The organism is Klebsiella sp. X13 (genome assembly GCF_003323835.1).
Taxonomy (GTDB): domain Bacteria; phylum Pseudomonadota; class Gammaproteobacteria; order Enterobacterales; family Enterobacteriaceae; genus Klebsiella; species Klebsiella ornithinolytica.
The window spans coordinates 1,277,288-1,297,656 of record NZ_CP030874.1 but is presented as its reverse complement, the minus strand read 5'-3'; the positions used below and the strand labels follow the sequence as shown (position 1 = coordinate 1,297,656).

Annotated in this window: 13 protein-coding genes, 1 tRNA gene and 3 rRNA genes; 8 read left to right on the top strand and 9 right to left on the bottom strand. The window is 54.0% G+C overall.

Annotated elements, in window-relative coordinates; translation table 11 throughout:
• Positions 1–30: 30 nt before the first annotated feature.
• Positions 31–606 (bottom strand): RNA polymerase sigma factor RpoE, encoded by a 576-nt coding sequence (rpoE, locus tag DSD31_RS06350; protein WP_004866461.1) that lies wholly within the window; start codon positions 604–606, stop codon positions 31–33.
• Positions 607–1,027: 421 nt separating this feature from the next.
• Here rpoE and nadB point away from each other — a divergent pair, with 421 nt between their 5' ends.
• Complete coding sequence (gene nadB, locus DSD31_RS06345; RefSeq protein ID WP_103073209.1) at positions 1,028–2,647, top strand: L-aspartate oxidase; 1,620 nt, start codon at positions 1,028–1,030, stop codon at positions 2,645–2,647.
• Here nadB and trmN read toward each other — a convergent pair.
• Positions 2,632–3,369, bottom strand: coding sequence for a tRNA(1)(Val) (adenine(37)-N(6))-methyltransferase TrmN (gene trmN, locus DSD31_RS06340; protein WP_004866466.1), 738 nt, complete (start codon positions 3,367–3,369; stop codon positions 2,632–2,634). The two genes, nadB and trmN, sit on opposite strands and share 16 nt — an antisense overlap.
• A 131-nt stretch (positions 3,370–3,500) precedes the next feature.
• Here trmN and srmB point away from each other — a divergent pair, with 131 nt between their 5' ends.
• Positions 3,501–4,826, top strand: coding sequence for an ATP-dependent RNA helicase SrmB (gene srmB / locus DSD31_RS06335; protein WP_113990906.1), 1,326 nt, complete (start codon positions 3,501–3,503; stop codon positions 4,824–4,826).
• 47 nt (positions 4,827–4,873) lie between these two features.
• Here srmB and grcA read toward each other — a convergent pair whose 3' ends face one another.
• Positions 4,874–5,257, bottom strand: coding sequence for an autonomous glycyl radical cofactor GrcA (gene grcA / locus DSD31_RS06330; protein WP_004866471.1), 384 nt, complete (start codon positions 5,255–5,257; stop codon positions 4,874–4,876).
• Positions 5,258–5,573: 316 nt separating this feature from the next.
• Between grcA and ung the strand changes: the two genes are divergently transcribed.
• Entirely contained in the window at positions 5,574–6,263 is a 690-nt protein-coding gene (gene ung / locus DSD31_RS06325) for a uracil-DNA glycosylase (protein WP_113990905.1), read from the top strand.
• A gap of 66 nt (positions 6,264–6,329) precedes the next feature.
• Here ung and DSD31_RS06320 read toward each other — a convergent pair whose 3' ends face one another.
• Positions 6,330–7,400 (bottom strand): tRNA/rRNA methyltransferase, encoded by a 1,071-nt coding sequence (locus DSD31_RS06320; RefSeq protein WP_004866478.1) that lies wholly within the window; start codon positions 7,398–7,400, stop codon positions 6,330–6,332.
• A 203-nt stretch (positions 7,401–7,603) separates the two neighbouring features.
• On the opposite strand from DSD31_RS06320, the gene trxC reads away from it, so the two are divergent.
• From trxC to DSD31_RS06295, 5 genes are all read left to right on the top strand, one after another.
• Entirely contained in the window at positions 7,604–8,029 is a 426-nt protein-coding gene (gene trxC, locus DSD31_RS06315) for a thioredoxin TrxC (RefSeq protein ID WP_004866483.1), read from the top strand.
• Positions 8,030–8,099: 70 nt separating this feature from the next.
• The gene (tapT, locus tag DSD31_RS06310) at positions 8,100–8,798 is read left to right on the top strand and encodes a tRNA-uridine aminocarboxypropyltransferase (RefSeq protein ID WP_004866485.1); all 699 of its coding nucleotides are present in this window, start codon (positions 8,100–8,102) and stop codon (positions 8,796–8,798) included.
• Between the two features lie 35 nt (positions 8,799–8,833).
• Positions 8,834–11,491, top strand: coding sequence for a bifunctional acetate--CoA ligase family protein/GNAT family N-acetyltransferase (locus tag DSD31_RS06305; protein ID WP_015583688.1), 2,658 nt, complete (start codon positions 8,834–8,836; stop codon positions 11,489–11,491).
• A 114-nt stretch (positions 11,492–11,605) separates the two neighbouring features.
• Positions 11,606–12,961: a CDP-diacylglycerol--serine O-phosphatidyltransferase gene (gene pssA, locus DSD31_RS06300; RefSeq protein ID WP_064356763.1), complete on the top strand. Its 1,356-nt coding sequence runs from the start codon at positions 11,606–11,608 to the stop codon at positions 12,959–12,961.
• A gap of 41 nt (positions 12,962–13,002) precedes the next feature.
• The gene (locus tag DSD31_RS06295; RefSeq protein WP_015583686.1) at positions 13,003–13,326 is read left to right on the top strand and encodes a YfiM family lipoprotein; all 324 of its coding nucleotides are present in this window, start codon (positions 13,003–13,005) and stop codon (positions 13,324–13,326) included.
• A 2-nt stretch (positions 13,327–13,328) separates the two neighbouring features.
• Here DSD31_RS06295 and DSD31_RS06290 read toward each other — a convergent pair whose 3' ends face one another.
• From DSD31_RS06290 to DSD31_RS06270, 5 genes are all read right to left on the bottom strand, one after another.
• Positions 13,329–14,627, bottom strand: a complete 1,299-nt coding sequence (locus tag DSD31_RS06290; protein ID WP_004866498.1) for an MFS transporter — start codon at positions 14,625–14,627, stop codon at positions 13,329–13,331.
• A gap of 493 nt (positions 14,628–15,120) precedes the next feature.
• Positions 15,121–15,236, bottom strand: a 5S ribosomal RNA gene (gene rrf / locus DSD31_RS06285).
• A gap of 94 nt (positions 15,237–15,330) precedes the next feature.
• Positions 15,331–18,237: ribosomal RNA gene (locus DSD31_RS06280) — 23S ribosomal RNA — on the bottom strand.
• 218 nt (positions 18,238–18,455) lie between these two features.
• A tRNA-Glu gene (locus tag DSD31_RS06275) sits at positions 18,456–18,531 on the bottom strand.
• Positions 18,532–18,616: 85 nt separating this feature from the next.
• Positions 18,617–20,156, bottom strand: a 16S ribosomal RNA gene (locus tag DSD31_RS06270).
• Together the 16S, 23S and 5S rRNA genes with 1 tRNA gene alongside form the textbook arrangement of a ribosomal RNA operon.
• Positions 20,157–20,369: the final 213 nt, after the last annotated feature.

The following is a 20,369-nucleotide window of genomic DNA, read 5'->3' as shown; positions in this document are numbered from 1 at the left end:
CCTGATACCCTTTTCAGTATTCCGCTATCGTCAACGCCTGATAAGCGGTTGAACTTTATTATCAATAGCTTCTCGTGCCCGGAAAATGCGCGAACGTACCGTTCCTACCGGGCAATCCATGATAGCGGCTATCTCTTCATAGCTCAGGCCATCCAGCTCCCGCAACGTAATTGCCATGCGTAAATCTTCCGGGAGTGATTCAATGGTACGAAAAACTATTTGTCTCAGTTCTTCTGACAACATTAAGTTCTCAGGGTTCGAAATTTCTTTCAGCGCCCCACCACTTTCGAAGTTTTCTGCCTCATTGGCGTCAACATCGCTGGACGGTGGGCGGCGTCCCTGAGCTACCAGATAATTCTTCGCCGTATTTACGGCGATGCGATATAACCAGGTATAAAAAGCACTATCCCCCCGGAAGGACTCCAGCGCGCGCCATGCTTTTACGAACGACTCCTGAACAACGTCAGGGATATCGCCCGGTGGCACATAGCGGGAGACCAGGCTCGCGACCTTATGCTGATAGCGCACCACCAGCAAGTTAAACGCTTTCTGATCTCCTTTCTGGACCCGTTCGACGAGGACCTGATCCGTTAACTGCTCGCTCATCCGAGGTAATGTCTCCCCAAACCCAATTCCCATGCGTCTTCAAAGCACTACCCAATCACTGCAATATGAGCAAGCAGACGATTGGAGTGTCTGAAAACAATAAAGTTCCGTTACGCCTTTGATTTTTGTCTGGCAACGGCGGACGATTTGTTATCTCTCATTATATGTCCCGCAACTCAACGCCAGGTAAGATGATGAAGAAAAAGCGTAAGGTCCGCCAGAAGGGTAACGTAACATCGCTTTTATTTCACTATAAAATCTGAAGCTAACGATCTGCTTCGCAAATATTTTCTTTCGTTTACACAGCCCCGCCCCGCCCGCTTATGTTTAGTTTCCACAACGTTCAGTAAAAAAAATGTACGATTCATCACGACCTGGTGCTATTGTGGCAAAAATATGTTTAGTAAATTAAACAAAGAAAATGAATACGACTCCTGACTTCTCCTGTGATGTGCTGATTATCGGCAGCGGCGCTGCCGGTTTATCCCTTGCGCTACGTCTGGCGGAGCACAGCTCCGTCGCCGTACTGAGCAAAGGCCCTGTCAGCGAAGGTTCAACGCTCTACGCGCAAGGCGGTATTGCCGCCGTTTTTGATGAAACCGACAGCGTGGAATCTCACGTTGAAGATACGCTCATCGCCGGAGCCGGCCTGTGCGATCGCCATGCAGTCTCTTTCGTCGCCAGCAACGCCAGGCCTTGCGTGCAATGGCTTATCGACCAGGGCGTGCTGTTTGATACTCAGACCCAGGCCAACGGCGAACAGAGCTATCACCTGACCCGTGAAGGTGGCCATAGTCATCGCCGTATCCTCCACGCTGCCGATGCCACCGGTAAAGCGGTGGAAACGACGCTGGTTGGCAAGGCGCTCGCGCATCCGAATATTCGTATTCTGGAGCGAAGTAACGCCGTCGATTTGATCATTTCCGATAAAATCGGCCTGCCGGGGACACGTCGGGTGGTTGGCGCCTGGATCTGGAACCGGAATAAAGAAAAGGTCGAGACCTGCGGCGCGAAATCCGTGGTGCTGGCCACCGGCGGGGCGGCGAAAGTCTATCAGTACACCACCAACCCGGATGTCTCCTCCGGCGATGGTATTGCTATGGCCTGGCGCGCCGGCTGTCGCGTGGCCAACCTCGAATTCAACCAGTTTCACCCCACCGCGTTGTACCATCCGCAGGCGCGCAATTTCCTGTTAACCGAAGCATTACGCGGCGAAGGCGCATACCTGAAACGTCCGGACGGTACCCGGTTCATGCCCGATTTTGACGAACGCGGCGAGCTGGCCCCACGCGATATCGTCGCCCGCGCGATTGACCATGAGATGAAACGCCTCGGCGTCGATTGTATGTATCTCGACATCAGCCATAAGCCTGAAGCCTTTATTCGTCAGCATTTCCCGATGATCTACGAAAAGCTGCTCGGCCTGGGTATCGATCTGACCAAAGAGCCCGTACCGATTGTCCCCGCCGCCCACTATACCTGCGGCGGCGTGATGGTTGATGACAACGGACGTACCGATGTTGACGGGCTGTATGCGATTGGCGAAGTGAGCTACACCGGACTGCACGGGGCTAACCGCATGGCGTCAAATTCGCTGCTCGAATGCCTGGTTTACGGCTGGTCCGCGGCCGAGGATATTCTCCAGCGCATGCCGCTGGCTCAAGCGGTTAACGCCCTCCCTTCCTGGGATGAAAGTCAGGTTGAGATCCCCGATGAACTGGTGGTGATTCAACATAACTGGCACGAGCTGAGACTGTTGATGTGGGACTACGTGGGGATTGTCCGCACCACCCGTCGGCTGGAGCGTGCGCTACGACGAATCACCATGTTACAGCAGGAACTCGACGAATATTACGCCCGCTTCCGCGTGTCGAATAATTTGCTGGAGTTACGCAATCTGGTGCAGGTGGCCGAACTGATCGTTCGCTGCGCAATGCAACGTAAAGAGAGTCGCGGGCTGCACTATACCCTGGATTACCCGGAACAACTTGCGGATAGCGGCCCGTCAATTCTGTCGCCTCTGGCTCACATAAAGAGGTAAAAGTCCTGGGTCAGGGCAGTAAACCCTTCGGAGTATTGCTGTTCAGGCCCACGGACAATCAGCCGATCGCTGAAACACTCCCCCGCGGTCGGCGAGAAAGCCAGCAGTACGCGGTGCGGCGGGCGCATTTCCGTCTCCGCGACATCGGTGCGCAAACGCAGATGCCAGCCCATGGTTTGGGCGCGTTGAACAAACGCATTGCCAATATCCACCGGTAACACCACGCAGAAAAAGCCCTCTTCGGTAATCGACTCTGCGGCGCAGGTTAAGAGCGTGACGTGATCGAGCGTCGTCGTATATCGCGCCTGTTCGCGCTGCGATGTTGCACAGGGCACACCTTCGGCAAAAAAAGGCGGGTTGCTGACAATCAGTTCATAGCGTCGGGTTTGCGCGGGCTGCCACTGTTGAATATCCCCCTGATGCACCTGGATACGCGCCCCCCACGGGGAGGTCGCCACGTTTTCGCGCGCCTGCGCCGTCGCCTCTTCATCGAGTTCTACCGCATCCAGCATGACCCGATCGTCGGTTCGCTGAGCCAGCATTAAAGCCAGTAAACCGCTACCGGTCCCGATATCCAGCACGTGTTTTACTTGGGCGATCGGCGCCCACGCGCCTAGCAGAATGCCGTCGGTACCCACTTTCATCGCACAACGGTCGTGAGCAACAAAGAACTGTTTAAACGTAAAACCATTGCGCGGCAGCGCAAACTTCGACTGAGACATCCTGAATAACCTTGCGAACAAAAACTCCTGAGACTGAAGCTATGCACAATACCGGAGAACAGATAGCCTTACAAACAGATGAACATTACGCCCGTAACGTCTATAATCGTCGGTCCACTCAGAGGTAGATCATGACTGTAACGACTTTTTCCGAACTTGAACTCGACGAAAACCTTCTGGAAGCCCTCCAGGAAAAAGGTTTCACACGCCCGACAGCCATTCAGGCCGCCGCTATTCCGCCTGCGCTTGATGGCCGTGATATTCTCGGTTCAGCCCCGACAGGTACCGGTAAAACAGCGGCGTATCTGCTGCCAGCGTTGCAGCACCTGCTTGATTTCCCGCGTAAGAAGTCGGGACCACCGCGTATTCTTATCCTGACGCCGACCCGTGAGCTGGCAATGCAGGTTGCCGACCATGCCCGTGAGCTGGCCGCACACACGCACCTGGACATTGCCACCATCACCGGCGGTGTCGCATACATGAACCACGCGGAAGTATTCAGCGAGAACCAGGATATTGTGGTCGCGACCACCGGCCGACTGCTGCAATACATTAAAGAAGAAAACTTCGACTGCCGGGCGGTCGAAACGCTGATCCTCGATGAGGCGGACCGTATGCTGGATATGGGCTTCGCGCAGGATATCGAGCACATTGCCGGTGAAACCCGCTGGCGTAAGCAGACCATGCTGTTTTCCGCGACTCTCGAAGGCGATGCGATTAAAGACTTTGCCGAGCGCCTGCTGGAAGAGCCCATTGAAGTTTCCGCCAGTCCTTCCACGCGCGAACGTAAGAAAATTCATCAGTGGTACTATCGCGCCGATGACATTAAGCATAAAACCGCGTTACTGGTTAACCTGCTGAAACAGTCGGATGCGACCCGCTCTATCGTCTTTGTGCGTAAGCGCGAGCGCGTTCATGAACTGGCCTCCTGGCTGCGCGAAGCGGGGATCAATACCTGCTGGCTGGAAGGCGAAATGGTGCAGGCCAAGCGTAACGAAGCAATCAAACGTATGACCGACGGTCGTATGAATGTGCTGATTGCCACCGATGTTGCTGCCCGCGGGATAGATATTCCGGACGTTAGCCACGTTTTCAACTTCGACATGCCGCGCACGGCGGATACCTATCTGCATCGAATCGGACGCACCGGCCGCGCGGGGAAAAAAGGCGTCGCCATTTCTCTGGTTGAAGCTCATGACCATCTGCTGTTGGGTAAAATTGGTCGCTATATCGACGAGCCGCTCAAAGCGCGCGTTATTGATGAACTGCGCCCGACGACCCGCGCACCGAGTGAGAAGCTGACCGGTAAGCCGTCCAAAAAGGTACTGGCTAAACGCGCCGAGCAGAAAAAAGAGAAAGATAAAGAGAAACCGCGAGTGAAAAAACGTCACCGCGATGCCAAAAATATTGGCAAGCGCCGTAAACCAAGCGGCAGCGCTGGTGAAAATCAGCAGTAACAAAAAAACGCCGGGATATCCCGGCGTTTTTAGGTTTAAGCGTCGACTTACAGGCTTTCAGTAAAGGTACGAGCGATAACGTCACGCTGCTGTTCTGGTGTCAGGGAGTTAAAACGTACCGCGTAGCCAGAGACACGAATCGTCAGCTGCGGGTATTTTTCCGGATGTTCAACCGCATCCAGCAGCGTTTCACGACGCAGCACGTTAACGTTCAGGTGCTGGCCACCTTCTACACGGACTTCCGGTTTCACATCGAGCGGAATTTCGCGGTATTCGATTTCACCCAGTTTATTAACCGCAACCACGTCATCTTCAGCAAAACCCCCTTTAGCGCACAGGCAGCGGGCTTCGCCTTTTTCGCTGTCCAGCAGCCAGAAAGAGTTCAGCAGGTCGTCGTTTGCAGCTTTAGTAATTTGGATACCAGTAATCATTTGATGCCTCCCTTAGGCAATATTTATTCGTTTTCCTGGCCCGTTCCCGGCCAATTGGTAAAACCATTGTTGTCTGAGTGTATGTATATCAGCCAAACAACCGGCATTCATTGACTTAAATCAACAAAAACCACTCAATAAAAATGGATATAGGAGGATATTATTGTTTTACATCAAGTTACGCCAGAGCCAATGCAAAATATTTTTGTAAATTTTCAATTTTTTTTGCATACAAACCGTCAGTCAGACACCGGGGATTTTGTTATGCAGAAAGAAGCAGTTAAGCTATAGCAATGACACTTTGCAGGAGAGCAAGATGACCACCCCGTTGACCTGGCACGACGTGCTGGCGGAAGAGAAGCAGCAGCCCTATTTTGTGAATACCCTCAAAACTGTCGCCGAAGAGCGCCAGTCGGGTATGACGATTTATCCGCCGCAAAAAGATGTCTTCAATGCCTTTCGTTATACCGAACTTGGCGATGTCAAAGTGGTTATTCTTGGGCAAGATCCGTATCACGGGCCCGGACAGGCTCACGGCCTGGCCTTTTCCGTGCTTCCGGGGATTCAGACGCCGCCGTCGCTGCTCAATATGTATAAAGAACTGGAAGGGACGATTCCGGGATTCAGCCGTCCGACGCATGGTTATCTGGAGAGCTGGGCACGACAAGGGGTACTGCTGCTCAATACGGTCCTGACGGTGCGGGCAGGTCAGGCCCATTCGCATGCCAGTCTTGGCTGGGAAACCTTTACCGATAAGGTTATTTCATTGATCAACGAATATCGGGAAGGGGTTGTATTTTTACTGTGGGGCGCCCATGCGCAGAAAAAAGGGGCGATTATCGACAGGCAACGCCATTGCGTGCTGAAAGCGCCGCATCCTTCGCCGCTTTCCGCCCATCGCGGCTTCTTTGGCAGTAATCACTTCGTCCAGACTAACCAGTGGTTGGCCGAGCGCGGCGAGTCTCCCATTGACTGGATGCCGGTATTACCGGCCGGAGATGCCTGACCTCCGCCTTTCGCAGAAACAAAAATGCCAGCGTAACGCTGGCATTTTTTCAGCTGAACTCGGCCATCAGACCTTATTCTGACGCCACCACTCGGCCAGCAATACGCCGGTCGCTACGGAAACGTTCAGGCTTTCAACATTGCCGGTACCTTCAATGGCAACGTTAAGATCGGCACTGGAGATCGCCGCATCAGACAGGCCATCGCGCTCCTGGCCTAATGCCAGCACCATTTTCTTCGGCAGCTCAGCCTTATGTAACGGCGTACCGTTATGGCTGGAGGTCGAAACAATAGCGTAGCCCGCTTTGCGGAACTGCTCCAGAGTGTCGATAAAGCTGTCGCCGGTGATCGGTTCGACGTGTTCTGCACCACCTTCTGCGGTACGGATTGCCGCGCCAGATTCCAGCATGCCGGCATCCTGCACCACCACACCCTTGACACCAAAATGCGCACAGCTACGCATGATCGCACCGAGGTTGTGCGGGTTACCGACATCTTCCAGCGCCAGAACGCAATCTTCGGCATCGGCTTTGGCGACCCACTGAGCCACGGAGGTACCGTTACGTTTCTTAATCAGGAAGCAAACGCCGCCGTGATGCTCGGTACCGGACGCTTTTGCCAGTTCAGCTTCATCAACCACGTGATAAGCTTTGCGGTTCGCCGCCATCCAGCGCAGCGCCTCTTTGAAACGCGGGGTAACGCTCTGCACAAACCAGGCGCGAACAATCGCTTCCGGACGGCTCTGGAACAGCGCCTGACAAGCATTCTCACCGTAAACGCGGGTCTCTTCCGCGCGCTGGCGACGTAATACTTCCGGATCGATAAAGCTTTTACCGCTGATCCCGCCGTGATCCGGCTTCACCGCCGCATCATCGTTTGGTGCTCGCGAGACGGTACGCCACGGAGAAGAGCTGTCACGATCGAAATCATCGCGTTTACGATCGTCACGTTTGCGGTCATCGCCGCGGCTGTTACGTTCATCGCGGGCAGGGCGGCTACGGCCGTCAACACGAGATTTTCCTGGGCGTCCTCCCCCTTTCCCGGTACGCGGGTTATGGGTGCGTCTGTCAGAATCATCATCACTGCGGACATACATCACTTTGACCTTGCCGCTTTTATTTTTCAGTTCGTCGCTCATCAATTTTCTCCACCTGCGCTGCGCGAAGCGCGAAGATTACCCGATGTGTCACCGCTGCGCCATGATTTCGTTTAAAAGATAGGGTCTATCGTATTCATCGAACAAAACGCATTGTTGTTTAATCGCTGCTAATCGATAATATGTAACATTAAAGAAACAAATCGGCCACGTGCCACGTTGCAACCCATAACCAGAGGTTAGTTATGAATACCGTTTGTGCCAGTTGTCAGGCTCTGAACCGCATCCCCGACGATCGTAGTGCCGATGGCGCTAAATGCGGACGCTGCGGCCACGATCTTTTTGACGGCGACGTCATCAACGCGACCGGGGCAACGCTGGATAAACTACTGAAGGACGATCTGCCCGTTGTTGTCGATTTCTGGGCGCCATGGTGCGGTCCTTGCCGTAATTTTGCGCCGATCTTTGAAGACGTCGCGGAAGAACGCAGCGGCCAGATGCGCTTCGTAAAAGTGAACACCGAAGCTGAACGCGAGCTGAGCGCGCGTTTCCGCATCCGCAGTATTCCGACCATTATGATCTTTAAAAAGGGCGAAGTCATCGACATGCTTAACGGCGCGGTACCAAAAGCGCCGTTCGACAGCTGGCTTAATGAAGCCAACGCGCAGTAAACCTACCGGGGCACAGCTTGTGCCCCTTTTTCACCTCTGCGACAATGGCGTTTTTTCTTAGCGACACTTTATGATTGATAACGCCGTCCTTCGCCTTCGCGCCGAACGTCTCGCTCGCGCGACCCGGCCTTTTCTCGCGCGCGGTAACCGGGTCCATCGCTGCCAACGCTGTCTGTTACCGCTGAAGCAGTGCCTGTGCGCAACCCTGGCGCCAACAACGGCCGCCAGTCGTTTCTGCCTGGTGATGTTCGATACCGAGCCGATGAAGCCAAGCAATACCGGGCGTCTTATTGCCGACATTCTGCCGGATACGGAAGCCTTTCAATGGTCACGAACCGAGCCGCCGCAGGCGTTACTCGATCTGGTCGCCAACCCGGATTACCAGCCAATGGTGGTCTTCCCGGCCTCTTACGCCGGGGCGGAACGCCAGGTGCTGAGCGCCCCGCCGGCGGGGAAACCGCCGCTGTTTATCATGCTTGACGGAACCTGGACGGAAGCGCGCAAAATGTTTCGTAAAAGCCCGTATCTTGACGCGCTGCCGGTCATCTCTGTCGATCTGTCACGTATTTCGGCCTATCACCTGAGAGAAGCGCATGCCGAGGGGCAGTATTGCACCGCGGAAGTGGCCATTGCGCTGCTGGATCTTGCCGACGATCGGAAAGCCGCCCGCGCACTTGGCGATCATTTTAGTCTGTTCCGTACCCGCTATCTGGCGGGAAAAACGCAGCATAAGGGCAGCATCACAGCACAAATGGCAGAAAGCGTTTAAAATCATTCGGTCACTGGGGATCAAAGGAGACCGGTATGAGCCAACGAGGCCTGGAAGCACTGCTGCGGCCGAAGTCGATCGCCGTTATTGGCGCATCAATGAAACCACAGCGCGCCGGTTATCTGATGATGCGTAACCTGCTGGCCGGGGGATTCAACGGCCCGGTCCTGCCCGTCACCCCGGCCTGGAAGGCCGTTCTGGGCGTACTGGCCTGGCCAACCATCGACAGCCTGCCATTCACCCCGGACCTGGCCGTGCTTTGTACCAACGCCCGGCGAAACCCCGAGCTGCTGGACGCGCTGGGGCAAAAGGGGTGCAAGACCTGCATTATTCTCTCCTCCCCGCCGGAACAATATCCCGTGCTGCTCGAATGCGCCGCACGCTATCAAATGCGTCTGCTTGGCCCCAACAGTCTGGGCCTGCTTGCGCCCTGGCAGGGGCTGAATGCCAGCTTTTCGCCGGTACCGATTCATCGCGGCAAGCTGGCGTTTATCTCCCAGTCCGCAGCGGTTTCCAATACCATTCTTGACTGGGCGCAGCAGCGCGAAATGGGCTTCTCTTACTTTATTGCGCTTGGGGATAGCCTGGATATTGATGTCGACGACCTCCTCGACTTCCTTGCCCGCGACAGTAAAACCAGCGCCATTCTGCTCTACCTTGAACACCTGAGTGACGCCCGACGCTTCGTGTCCGCGGCGCGCAGTGCATCGCGTAATAAACCGATCCTGGTGATCAAAAGCGGCCGCAGTCCAGCCGCGCAAAAGCTGCTCCACGTCAATTCGGGTATGGATCCGGCCTGGGACGCCGCGATTCAGCGAGCGGGCTTACTGCGCGTGCAGGATACTCATGAGCTCTTCTCGGCGGTTGAAACCCTCAGCCATATGCGCCCGCTGCGCGGTGAGAAACTGATGATCATCAGCAACGGTGCCGCTCCTGCGGCGCTGGCGCTGGATGAACTGTGGCTACGAAACGGCAAGCTTGCCACTCTCGGCGAAGAGACCTGTGAAAAACTACGCCAGGCGCTGCCGGGCGGTATCGGCATCGCTAACCCGCTGGATCTCCGTGACGATGCCAGCAGCGAACACTATCTCAAGGCGCTGAACGTTCTGCTGGATAGCCAGGATTACGACGCCCTGTTGGTGATTCATTCCCCCAGCGCCGCCGCCCCGGGAACCGAAAGCGCCCTCGCCCTGATCGACGCGCTGAAACAACATCCGCGCGGTAAATATGTCACGGTACTAACGAACTGGTGTGGTGAATACTCTTCTCAGGAAGCCCGCCGCCTGTTCAGCGATGCTGGCTTGCCAACCTACCGCACGCCGGAAGGAACCATTACCGCTTTTATGCATATGGTGGAGTACCGACGTAACCAAAAACAGCTCCGGGAGACGCCGGTTCTGTCGGATACGGTGACCGCCAATAGCGCAGAAGCCCATATGTTGTTGCAGCAAGCGATTCGCGAAGGCGCCCGTTCGTTAGACACCCATGAAGTGAGCCCGGTATTGCACGCTTACGGGATCCACACCTTACCGACATGGATTGCCGCCGACAGCGCCGAAGCGGTGCACATCGCCGAACAAATTGGCTACCCGGTGGCGCTGAAACTGCGCTCGCCGGATATTCCGCACAAATCGGAAGTTCAGGGCGTGATGCTCTATTTGCGTACCGCCACGGAAGTGCAGCAGGCGGCGGATGCTATTTTCGACCGCGTGAAAATGGCCTGGCCCCAGGCACGTATTCACGGTCTGCTGGTACAAAGTATGGCCAACCGCGCCGGCGCGCAGGAGCTGCGGGTCGTCGTTGAGCACGATCCGGTGTTCGGCCCGCTGATTATGCTGGGCGAAGGTGGCGTCGAATGGCGTGCGGAAGATCAGGCCGCCGTCGCCCTCCCGCCGTTAAATATGAATCTGGCCCGATACCTGGTGATCCAGGCGATCAAAAGTAAGAAGATCCGTGGCCGCAGCGCGCTGCGCCCGCTGGATGTGTCTGGCCTGAGCCAACTTCTGGTCCAGGTATCGAATCTCATCGTCGATTGTCCGGAGATCCAGCGGCTGGATATTCACCCGCTGCTCGCTTCGGGTAACGAGTTCACCGCGCTTGACGTCACGCTGGCCCTTGCGCCGTTTAGCGGCGACAGCGAAAGCCGGCTGGCCATCCGCCCTTATCCGCAGCAGCAGGAAGAGTGGGTGGTGATGAAAAATGGCGAGCGCTGTCTGTTTCGCCCGATCCTGCCGGAAGATGAGCCGCTGCTTCTGGCCTTTATCGGTCAGGTAACGAAAGAAGATCTGTACTATCGTTATTTCAGCGAAATCAATGAATTTACTCACGATGACTTAGCCAATATGACGCAGATCGACTACGATCGAGAAATGGCGTTTGTTGCCGTACGCACCAGCGCCGAAGGCAATGAGATCCTGGGCGTAACGCGAGCCATCTCCGATCCTGATAACATTGATGCGGAATTTGCCGTACTGGTTCGTTCCGATCTGAAGGGGTTAGGTTTAGGCCGGCGGCTGCTGGAAAAGCTGATTGCCTACACCCAAAGCCACGGTCTGCAGCGGCTAAATGGCATCACCATGCCCAATAACAGAGGCATGATCGGCCTTGCCAGGAAGCTGGGGTTCGCGGTTGATATTCAGCTGGAGGACGGGATTGTGAGTTTGTCCCTGCAACTGGCACCACAACAATCATAAACTGGCGACCGCAATTGTTGACCACATTCGCGAACAGTAATGTTATTATTGCCCGCTTACGTCGTCTGCATGGTACAGAAGACCCTTCAATAAACAGAGAAGAAACGCACTGTGATGTTGTCAAAATTTAAGCGTAATAAACATCAACAACACCTTGCCCAACTCCCTAAGCTTTCTCAGTCAGTTGATGATATCGAGTTCTTTTACGCTCCTGCGGATTTTCGGCAAGCGTTACTGGCAAAGATAGCCCACGCCACCCAGCGTATTTGTATTGTTGCGCTCTATCTGGAGCAGGATGATGGCGGCAAAGGAATTCTGCAGGCACTTTACGATGCCAAGCGTCAGCGTCCGGAGCTAGATGTTCGCGTTCTGGTTGACTGGCATCGCGCCCAGCGTGGACGTATTGGCGCAGCGGCAGCGAACACGAATGCCGACTGGTACTGCCGCATGGCGCAGGAAAACCCCGGCGTCGATATCCCGGTTTATGGCGTGCCGGTCAATACCCGGGAAGCCCTCGGCGTGCTGCACTTCAAAGGTTTTATTATCGATGATTGCGTCCTGTACAGCGGCGCAAGCCTGAACGATGTCTATCTGCATCAGCATGATAAGTATCGTTACGACCGCTATCAGTGTATTCGCAATGGCAAAATGGCCGATGTGATGTTCGATTGGGTCGAACACAATCTGGTTGAAGGCCGCGGCGTAAACCGTCTCGACAGCGCCGATCGCCCGAAAAGCCCGGAAATCAAAAACGATATCCGCCAGTACCGCCAGGAACTGCGTGACAGCGGCTATCATTTCTCTGGCAATGCGGATGACGATCGGCTGTCGGTCACGCCGCTGGTCGGCCTGGGCAAATCGAGCCTGCTGAATAAAACCATCTTCCACCTGATGCCCTGCGCTGAGCGTAAGCTGACGATTTGTACGCCCTATTTCAACCTTCCGGCTCTTCTGGTGCGTAACATCATTCAGCTACTGCGTAGCGGGAAACAGGTAGAGATTATCGTTGGCGATAAAACAGCGAATGACTTCTATATTCCTGAAGATCAGCCGTTTAAGATTATCGGCGCACTCCCCTATCTGTATGAAATCAACCTCCGCCGCTTCCTCAGCCGACTGCAGTATTATGTTAATACTGACCAGTTGATTGTTCGTCTGTGGAAAGATGACGACAACAGCTATCACCTTAAGGGAATGTGGGTTGATGATGAGTGGATGCTGCTCACCGGTAATAACCTCAATCCGCGCGCCTGGCGCCTGGATCTGGAAAATGCGATTCTGATTCACGATCCGCAGCATCAGCTCGGCGCGATGCGTGAAAAAGAGCTGCATCTGATTCGTCAGCACACGACGGTCGTTAAACACTATCGCGATCTGCAAAGCATTGCGGATTACCCGGTCAAGGTACGCAAACTGATTCGCCGCCTGAGGCGCATCCGTATCGACCGCTTGATCAGCCGTATTCTCTGAATATCTGCCCCGTATCGCCGGGGCTTTTTTCTGGAATGTGTATGCGCACTTTTATCATTATGGCCCCGTTGCTACTCACCGGCTGTAGCCATATGGCACATGATTCATGGAGCGGTCAGGATAAGGCCCAGCATTTTCTGGCCTCGGCAATGCTCTCGGCGGCCGGTAACGAATATGCCCAGCATCAGGGCTACAGTCGCGATCGAAGCGCGGCCATTGGCCTGATGTTTTCCGTCAGTCTGGGGGCTTCGAAAGAACTCTGGGACAGCCGTCCGGCAGGAAGCGGCTGGAGCTGGAAGGATTTCGCGTGGGATGTGGCCGGCGCCACGACGGGTTATGCCGTGTGGCAGCTGGCGCACCAGTAGACCTAAAGTCGTAATCCCTTGCCCTTACGATGCAGCATCAGAGAGACCAAAAACGCAATCGCGCTCATCACGGTAACGTACCAGTAAAAGACATGCTCAACGCCGACCGATTTTAGCGACAGGGCGACATATTCAGCCGAGCCGCCAAACAGAGCATTTGCCACCGCATACGACAGGCCAACGCCCAGGGCGCGTACCTGAGCCGGGAACATCTCCGCCTTCAGAATACCGCTGATCGAGGTATAGAAACTCACGATCATCAACGCGCAGATAACCAATCCAAATGCGGCGTAGGGTGAGGTTACGCCCTGCAGTGCACTCAGGATCGGCACGGTAAAGAGCGTCGCTAATGAGCCAAAACAGAGCATTGATGTCCGGCGACCTATTTTGTCCGATAGCGCGCCAAATAACGGTTGGGCCAGCATATAGACAAACAGTGCCGCGGTCATAATCACACTGGCTGTACCGGCGCTCATGCCCGCCGTATTGACCAGGTATTTCTGCATATAGGTCGTGAAGGTATAAAAGCTTAACGACCCGGCGGCGGTGAAACCCAGGACCATCAGAAATGCTTTCCGATTGCGCCATAACCCCTTGAACGAGCCGGCCTCTTTTAATGCCCGCGTCTCCTGCTTAGATGTTTCATCCAGCTGGCGACGTAGCCACAGGGCCACTACAGCAAGTACCGCCCCAAGCGCAAACGGTATCCGCCATCCCCAGGCGTGCAGCTGCTCATCGCTAAGAATTTGCTGTAGGGCCACCACCACAAGCACCGCCAGAAGCTGACCACCGATGAGCGTCACGTACTGGAATGATGCGTAGAAGCCTTTCTTGCCTTCTACGGCAACCTCACTCATATAGGTTGCACTGGTACCGTACTCCCCCCCGACGGATATCCCCTGAAACAGGCGCGCCAGAAGTAATAATGCTGGTGCCCATGTGCCAATCGTTGCATAGCCGGGCAGACAGGCAATCACCAGCGAGCCCATGCACATCATGCATACGGAAATGAGCATAGAGGCTTTACGTCCGCGGCGATCGGCAATACGACCAAACAGCCAGCCGCCAATCGGGCGCATCAGGAACCCGGCGGCAAAAACCCCGGCAGTTTGTAGTAACTGAGTGGTGGTGTTTCCGGAAGGAAAAAAGATATGTGCAAAATAGAGAGAGCAGAATGAATAGACATAAAAATCAAACCATTCAACCAGATTCCCCGAAGATGCGCCTACAATCGCCCATATGCGGCGGCGGGTATCGCTTTGCTCCAGCGTTCCCCGTTCATTAATACTGCTTTCTGCCATTGTCATCCTGCTCCAGCAAAGACTGCAATCTGTCTTATCGGGCGTGCCACGTCACTGAGACAAATCAATTAGTAAACCAAATGTTATATAATTGTTATTTATTTATATGTGATTAAACTCACATTTTTTTTCGTCGCGTGGTTTTCGGGATTAACGATAAAGCCTGAACGGGGATAAAGTGAAATATGGTGATGAGGGGGCTACGGCAGGCTTTTATGTTGTCTGAACAAACAGATAGATTGCTGCTTAGCAGTCCGAACGCTTTGTATCGGGACAAAAACGCAAAAAGCCCGTCCGTGAGGACGGGCTTCTGACTGATTTGATGCCTGGCCGTTTATGGCGGGCTTTCCTGCCCGCCACCCTTCGGGCCGTTGCTTCGCAACGTTCAAATCCGCTCCCGGCGAATTTGTCCTGCTCAAAGAGTCACTCTCCGACAAACAACAGATAAAACAAAAGGCCCAGTCTTTCGACTGAGCCTTTTGTTCTATTTGATGCCTGGCAGTTCCCTACTCTCACATGGGGAGACCCCACACTACCATCGGCGCTACGGCGTTTCACTTCTGAGTTCGGCATGGGGTCAGGTGGGACCACCGCGCTATCGCCGCCAGGCAAATTCTGTTTTCACCCCGCATTCCTGCGTGATGATTTAATCTGTAATCAAGCTGAACATTTCGTCTCTTCGCCAAAACAGCTTCGGCGTTGTAAGGTTAAGCCTCACGGTTCATTAGTATCGGTTAGCTCAACGTATCGCTACGCTTACACACCCGACCTATCAACGTCGTCGTCTTCAACGTTCCTTCAGGACTCTCAAGGAGTCAGGGAGAACTCATCTCGGGGCAAGTTTCGTGCTTAGATGCTTTCAGCACTTATCTTTTCCGCATTTAGCTACCGGGCAATGCCATTGGCATGACAACCCGAACACCAGTGATGCGTCCACTCCGGTCCTCTCGTACTAGGAGCAGCCCCCCTCAATTCTCCAGCGCCCACGGCAGATAGGGACCGAACTGTCTCACGACGTTCTAAACCCAGCTCGCGTACCACTTTAAATGGCGAACAGCCATACCCTTGGGACCTACTTCAGCCCCAGGATGTGATGAGCCGACATCGAGGTGCCAAACACCGCCGTCGATATGAACTCTTGGGCGGTATCAGCCTGTTATCCCCGGAGTACCTTTTATCCGTTGAGCGATGGCCCTTCCATTCAGAACCACCGGATCACTATGACCTGCTTTCGCACCTGCTCGCGCCGTCACGCTCGCAGTCAAGCTAGCTTATGCCATTGCACTAACCTCCTGATGTCCGACCAGGATTAGCTAACCTTCGTGCTCCTCCGTTACTCTTTGGGAGGAGACCGCCCCAGTCAAACTACCCACCAGACACTGTCCGCAACCCGGATCACGGGTCTACGTTAGAACATCAAACATTAAAGGGTGGTATTTCAAGGTTGGCTCCACGCAGACTGGCGTCCACGCTTCAAAGCCTCCCACCTATCCTACACATCAAGGCTCAATGTTCAGTGTCAAGCTATAGTAAAGGTTCACGGGGTCTTTCCGTCTTGCCGCGGGTACACTGCATCTTCACAGCGAGTTCAATTTCACTGAGTCTCGGGTGGAGACAGCCTGGCCATCATTACGCCATTCGTGCAGGTCGGAACTTACCCGACAAGGAATTTCGCTACCTTAGGACCGTTATAGTTACGGCCGCCGTTTACCGGGGCTTCGATCAAGAGCTTCTCCTTACGGATAACCCCATCAATTAACCTTCCGGCACCGGGCAGGCGTCACACCGTATACGTCCACTTTCGTGTTTGCACAGTGCTGTGTTTTTAATAAACAGTTGCAGCCAGCTGGTATCTTCGACTGATTTCAGCTCCACGAGCAAGTCGCTTCACCTACCATCAGCGTGCCTTCTCCCGAAGTTACGGCACCATTTTGCCTAGTTCCTTCACCCGAGTTCTCTCAAGCGCCTTGGTATTCTCTACCTGACCACCTGTGTCGGTTTGGGGTACGATTCGTTGTTACCTGATGCTTAGAGGCTTTTCCTGGAAGCAGGGCATTTGTTACTTCAGCACCGTAGTGCCTCGTCGTCACACCTCAGCGTTGAATAAACGACCGGATTTACCTAATCGTTCCGCCTACATGCTTAAACCGGGACAACCGTCGCCCGGCTAACATAGCCTTCTCCGTCCCCCCTTCGCAGTAACACCGAGTACAGGAATATTAACCTGTTTCCCATCGACTACGCCTTTCGGCCTCGCCTTAGGGGTCGACTCACCCTGCCCCGATTAACGTTGGACAGGAACCCTTGGTCTTCCGGCGAGCGGGCTTTTCACCCGCTTTATCGTTACTTATGTCAGCATTCGCACTTCTGATACCTCCAGCAACCCTCACAGGCCACCTTCAACGGCTTACAGAACGCTCCCCTACCCAACAACACATAGTGTCGCTGCCGCAGCTTCGGTGCATGGTTTAGCCCCGTTACATCTTCCGCGCAGGCCGACTCGACCAGTGAGCTATTACGCTTTCTTTAAATGATGGCTGCTTCTAAGCCAACATCCTGGCTGTCTGTGCCTTCCCACATCGTTTCCCACTTAACCATGACTTTGGGACCTTAGCTGGCGGTCTGGGTTGTTTCCCTCTTCACGACGGACGTTAGCACCCGCCGTGTGTCTCCCGTGATAACATTCTTCGGTATTCGTAGTTTGCATCGGGTTGGTAAGTCGGGATGACCCCCTAGCCGAAACAGTGCTCTACCCCCGAAGATGAATTCACGAGGCGCTACCTAAATAGCTTTCGGGGAGAACCAGCTATCTCCCGGTTTGATTGGCCTTTCACCCCCAGCCACAAGTCATCCGCTAATTTTTCAACATTAGTCGGTTCGGTCCTCCAGTTAGTGTTACCCAACCTTCAACCTGCCCATGGCTAGATCACCGGGTTTCGGGTCTATACCCTGCAACTTAACGCCCAGTTAAGACTCGGTTTCCCTGCGGCTCCCCTATACGGTTAACCTTGCTACAGAATATAAGTCGCTGACCCATTATACAAAAGGTACGCAGTCACCTAACAAGTAGGCTCCCACTGCTTGTACGTACACGGTTTCAGGTTCTTTTTCACTCCCCTCGCCGGGGTTCTTTTCGCCTTTCCCTCACGGTACTGGTTCACTATCGGTCAGTCAGGAGTATTTAGCCTTGGAGGATGGTCCCCCCATATTCAGACAGGATACCACGTGTCCCGCCCTACTCTTCGAGTTCACAACGTGTGCATTTTAGTGTACGGGGCTATCACCCTGTACCGCCGGACTTTCCAGACCGTTCCACTAACACACGCGCTGATTCAGACTCTGGGCTCCTCCCCGTTCGCTCGCCGCTACTGGGGGAATCTCGGTTGATTTCTTTTCCTCGGGGTACTTAGATGTTTCAGTTCCCCCGGTTCGCTTCGTTAAGCTATGTATTCACTTAACGATAGTGCAACGAATTGCACTGGGTTTCCCCATTCGGAAATCGCCGGTTATAACGGTTCATATCACCTTACCGACGCTTATCGCAGATTAGCACGTCCTTCATCGCCTCTGACTGCCAGGGCATCCACCGTGTACGCTTAGTCGCTTAACCTCACAACCCGAAACTGTTTCGTAAAACAGTCCGCGTTGCGAAAATTTGAGAGACTCGAACACACCGCTTTTCCTTTCTTATTACGGAGAAAGGAAACAGTGTGTCGTTTCAATTTTCAGCTTGATCCAGATTTTTAAAGAGCAAATATCTCAAACGTGATTCCTGAGAATCAGTTTTGAGATATAGAGGTCGGCGACTTTCACTCACGAACCAGCAAGTGGCGTCCCCTAGGGGATTCGAACCCCTGTTACCGCCGTGAAAGGGCGGTGTCCTGGGCCTCTAGACGAAGGGGACACTGAAGTCTCAATCGCAAGACGCCTTGCTATTTACTTTTCATCAGACAATCTGTGTGAGCACTACAAAGGCAGGTTCTTTCAGGTAAGGAGGTGATCCAACCGCAGGTTCCCCTACGGTTACCTTGTTACGACTTCACCCCAGTCATGAATCACAAAGTGGTAAGCGCCCTCCCGAAGGTTAAGCTACCTACTTCTTTTGCAACCCACTCCCATGGTGTGACGGGCGGTGTGTACAAGGCCCGGGAACGTATTCACCGTAGCATTCTGATCTACGATTACTAGCGATTCCGACTTCATGGAGTCGAGTTGCAGACTCCAATCCGGACTACGACATACTTTATGAGGTCCGCTTGCTCTCGCGAGGTCGCTTCTCTTTGTATATGCCATTGTAGCACGTGTGTAGCCCTACTCGTAAGGGCCATGATGACTTGACGTCATCCCCACCTTCCTCCAGTTTATCACTGGCAGTCTCCTTTGAGTTCCCGACCGAATCGCTGGCAACAAAGGATAAGGGTTGCGCTCGTTGCGGGACTTAACCCAACATTTCACAACACGAGCTGACGACAGCCATGCAGCACCTGTCTCAGAGTTCCCGAAGGCACCAAAGCATCTCTGCTAAGTTCTCTGGATGTCAAGAGTAGGTAAGGTTCTTCGCGTTGCATCGAATTAAACCACATGCTCCACCGCTTGTGCGGGCCCCCGTCAATTCATTTGAGTTTTAACCTTGCGGCCGTACTCCCCAGGCGGTCGACTTAACGCGTTAGCTCCGGAAGCCACTCCTCAAGGGAACAACCTCCAAGTCGACATCGTTTACAGCGTGGACTACCAGGGTATCTAATCCTGTTTGCTCCCCACGCTTTCGCACCTGAGCGTCAGTCTTTGTCCAGGGGGCCGCCTTCGCCACCGGTATTCCTCCAGATCTCTACGCATTTCACCGCTACACCTGGAATTCTACCCCCCTCTACAAGACTCTAGCCTGCCAGTTTCGGATGCAGTTCCCAGGTTGAGCCCGGGGATTTCACATCCGACTTGACAGACCGCCTGCGTGCGCTTTACGCCCAGTAATTCCGATTAACGCTTGCACCCTCCGTATTACCGCGGCTGCTGGCACGGAGTTAGCCGGTGCTTCTTCTGCGAGTAACGTCAATCATCAAGGTTATTAACCTTAATGCCTTCCTCCTCGCTGAAAGTACTTTACAACCCGAAGGCCTTCTTCATACACGCGGCATGGCTGCATCAGGCTTGCGCCCATTGTGCAATATTCCCCACTGCTGCCTCCCGTAGGAGTCTGGACCGTGTCTCAGTTCCAGTGTGGCTGGTCATCCTCTCAGACCAGCTAGGGATCGTCGCCTAGGTGAGCCATTACCCCACCTACTAGCTAATCCCATCTGGGCACATCTGATGGCATGAGGCCCGAAGGTCCCCCACTTTGGTCTTGCGACGTTATGCGGTATTAGCTACCGTTTCCAGTAGTTATCCCCCTCCATCAGGCAGTTTCCCAGACATTACTCACCCGTCCGCCGCTCGTCACCCGAGAGCAAGCTCTCTGTGCTACCGCTCGACTTGCATGTGTTAGGCCTGCCGCCAGCGTTCAATCTGAGCCATGATCAAACTCTTCAATTTAAGTTTGATGCTCGTGAATTAAACTTCGTAATGAATTACGTGTTCACTCAGAGACTTGGTATTCATTTTTCGTCCGAGGACGTTAAGAATCCATGTCACTTTGAGTGCCCACACAGATTGTCTGATAAATTGTTAAAGAGCAGTGCGACGGCGCTGAGCGCTCTGTCGCGAGGTCCCGTATAATACGTTTTCCTCATTCAGAGTCAAGCATTT

Coding starts and splice junctions, on each gene's coding strand:
- DSD31_RS06295 (WP_015583686.1), top strand. CDS start 13,003: ATGCGCACTTTTATCATTATGGCCCCGTTGCTACTCACCGGCTGTAGC.
- rpoE (WP_004866461.1), bottom strand. CDS start 606: ATGAGCGAGCAGTTAACGGATCAGGTCCTCGTCGAACGGGTCCAGAAA.
- ung (WP_113990905.1), top strand. CDS start 5,574: ATGACCACCCCGTTGACCTGGCACGACGTGCTGGCGGAAGAGAAGCAG.
- nadB (WP_103073209.1), top strand. CDS start 1,028: ATGAATACGACTCCTGACTTCTCCTGTGATGTGCTGATTATCGGCAGC.
- trmN (WP_004866466.1), bottom strand. CDS start 3,369: ATGTCTCAGTCGAAGTTTGCGCTGCCGCGCAATGGTTTTACGTTTAAA.
- DSD31_RS06305 (WP_015583688.1), top strand. CDS start 8,834: ATGAGCCAACGAGGCCTGGAAGCACTGCTGCGGCCGAAGTCGATCGCC.
- grcA (WP_004866471.1), bottom strand. CDS start 5,257: ATGATTACTGGTATCCAAATTACTAAAGCTGCAAACGACGACCTGCTG.
- srmB (WP_113990906.1), top strand. CDS start 3,501: ATGACTGTAACGACTTTTTCCGAACTTGAACTCGACGAAAACCTTCTG.
- DSD31_RS06290 (WP_004866498.1), bottom strand. CDS start 14,627: ATGGCAGAAAGCAGTATTAATGAACGGGGAACGCTGGAGCAAAGCGAT.
- DSD31_RS06320 (WP_004866478.1), bottom strand. CDS start 7,400: ATGAGCGACGAACTGAAAAATAAAAGCGGCAAGGTCAAAGTGATGTAT.
- pssA (WP_064356763.1), top strand. CDS start 11,606: ATGTTGTCAAAATTTAAGCGTAATAAACATCAACAACACCTTGCCCAA.
- trxC (WP_004866483.1), top strand. CDS start 7,604: ATGAATACCGTTTGTGCCAGTTGTCAGGCTCTGAACCGCATCCCCGAC.
- tapT (WP_004866485.1), top strand. CDS start 8,100: ATGATTGATAACGCCGTCCTTCGCCTTCGCGCCGAACGTCTCGCTCGC.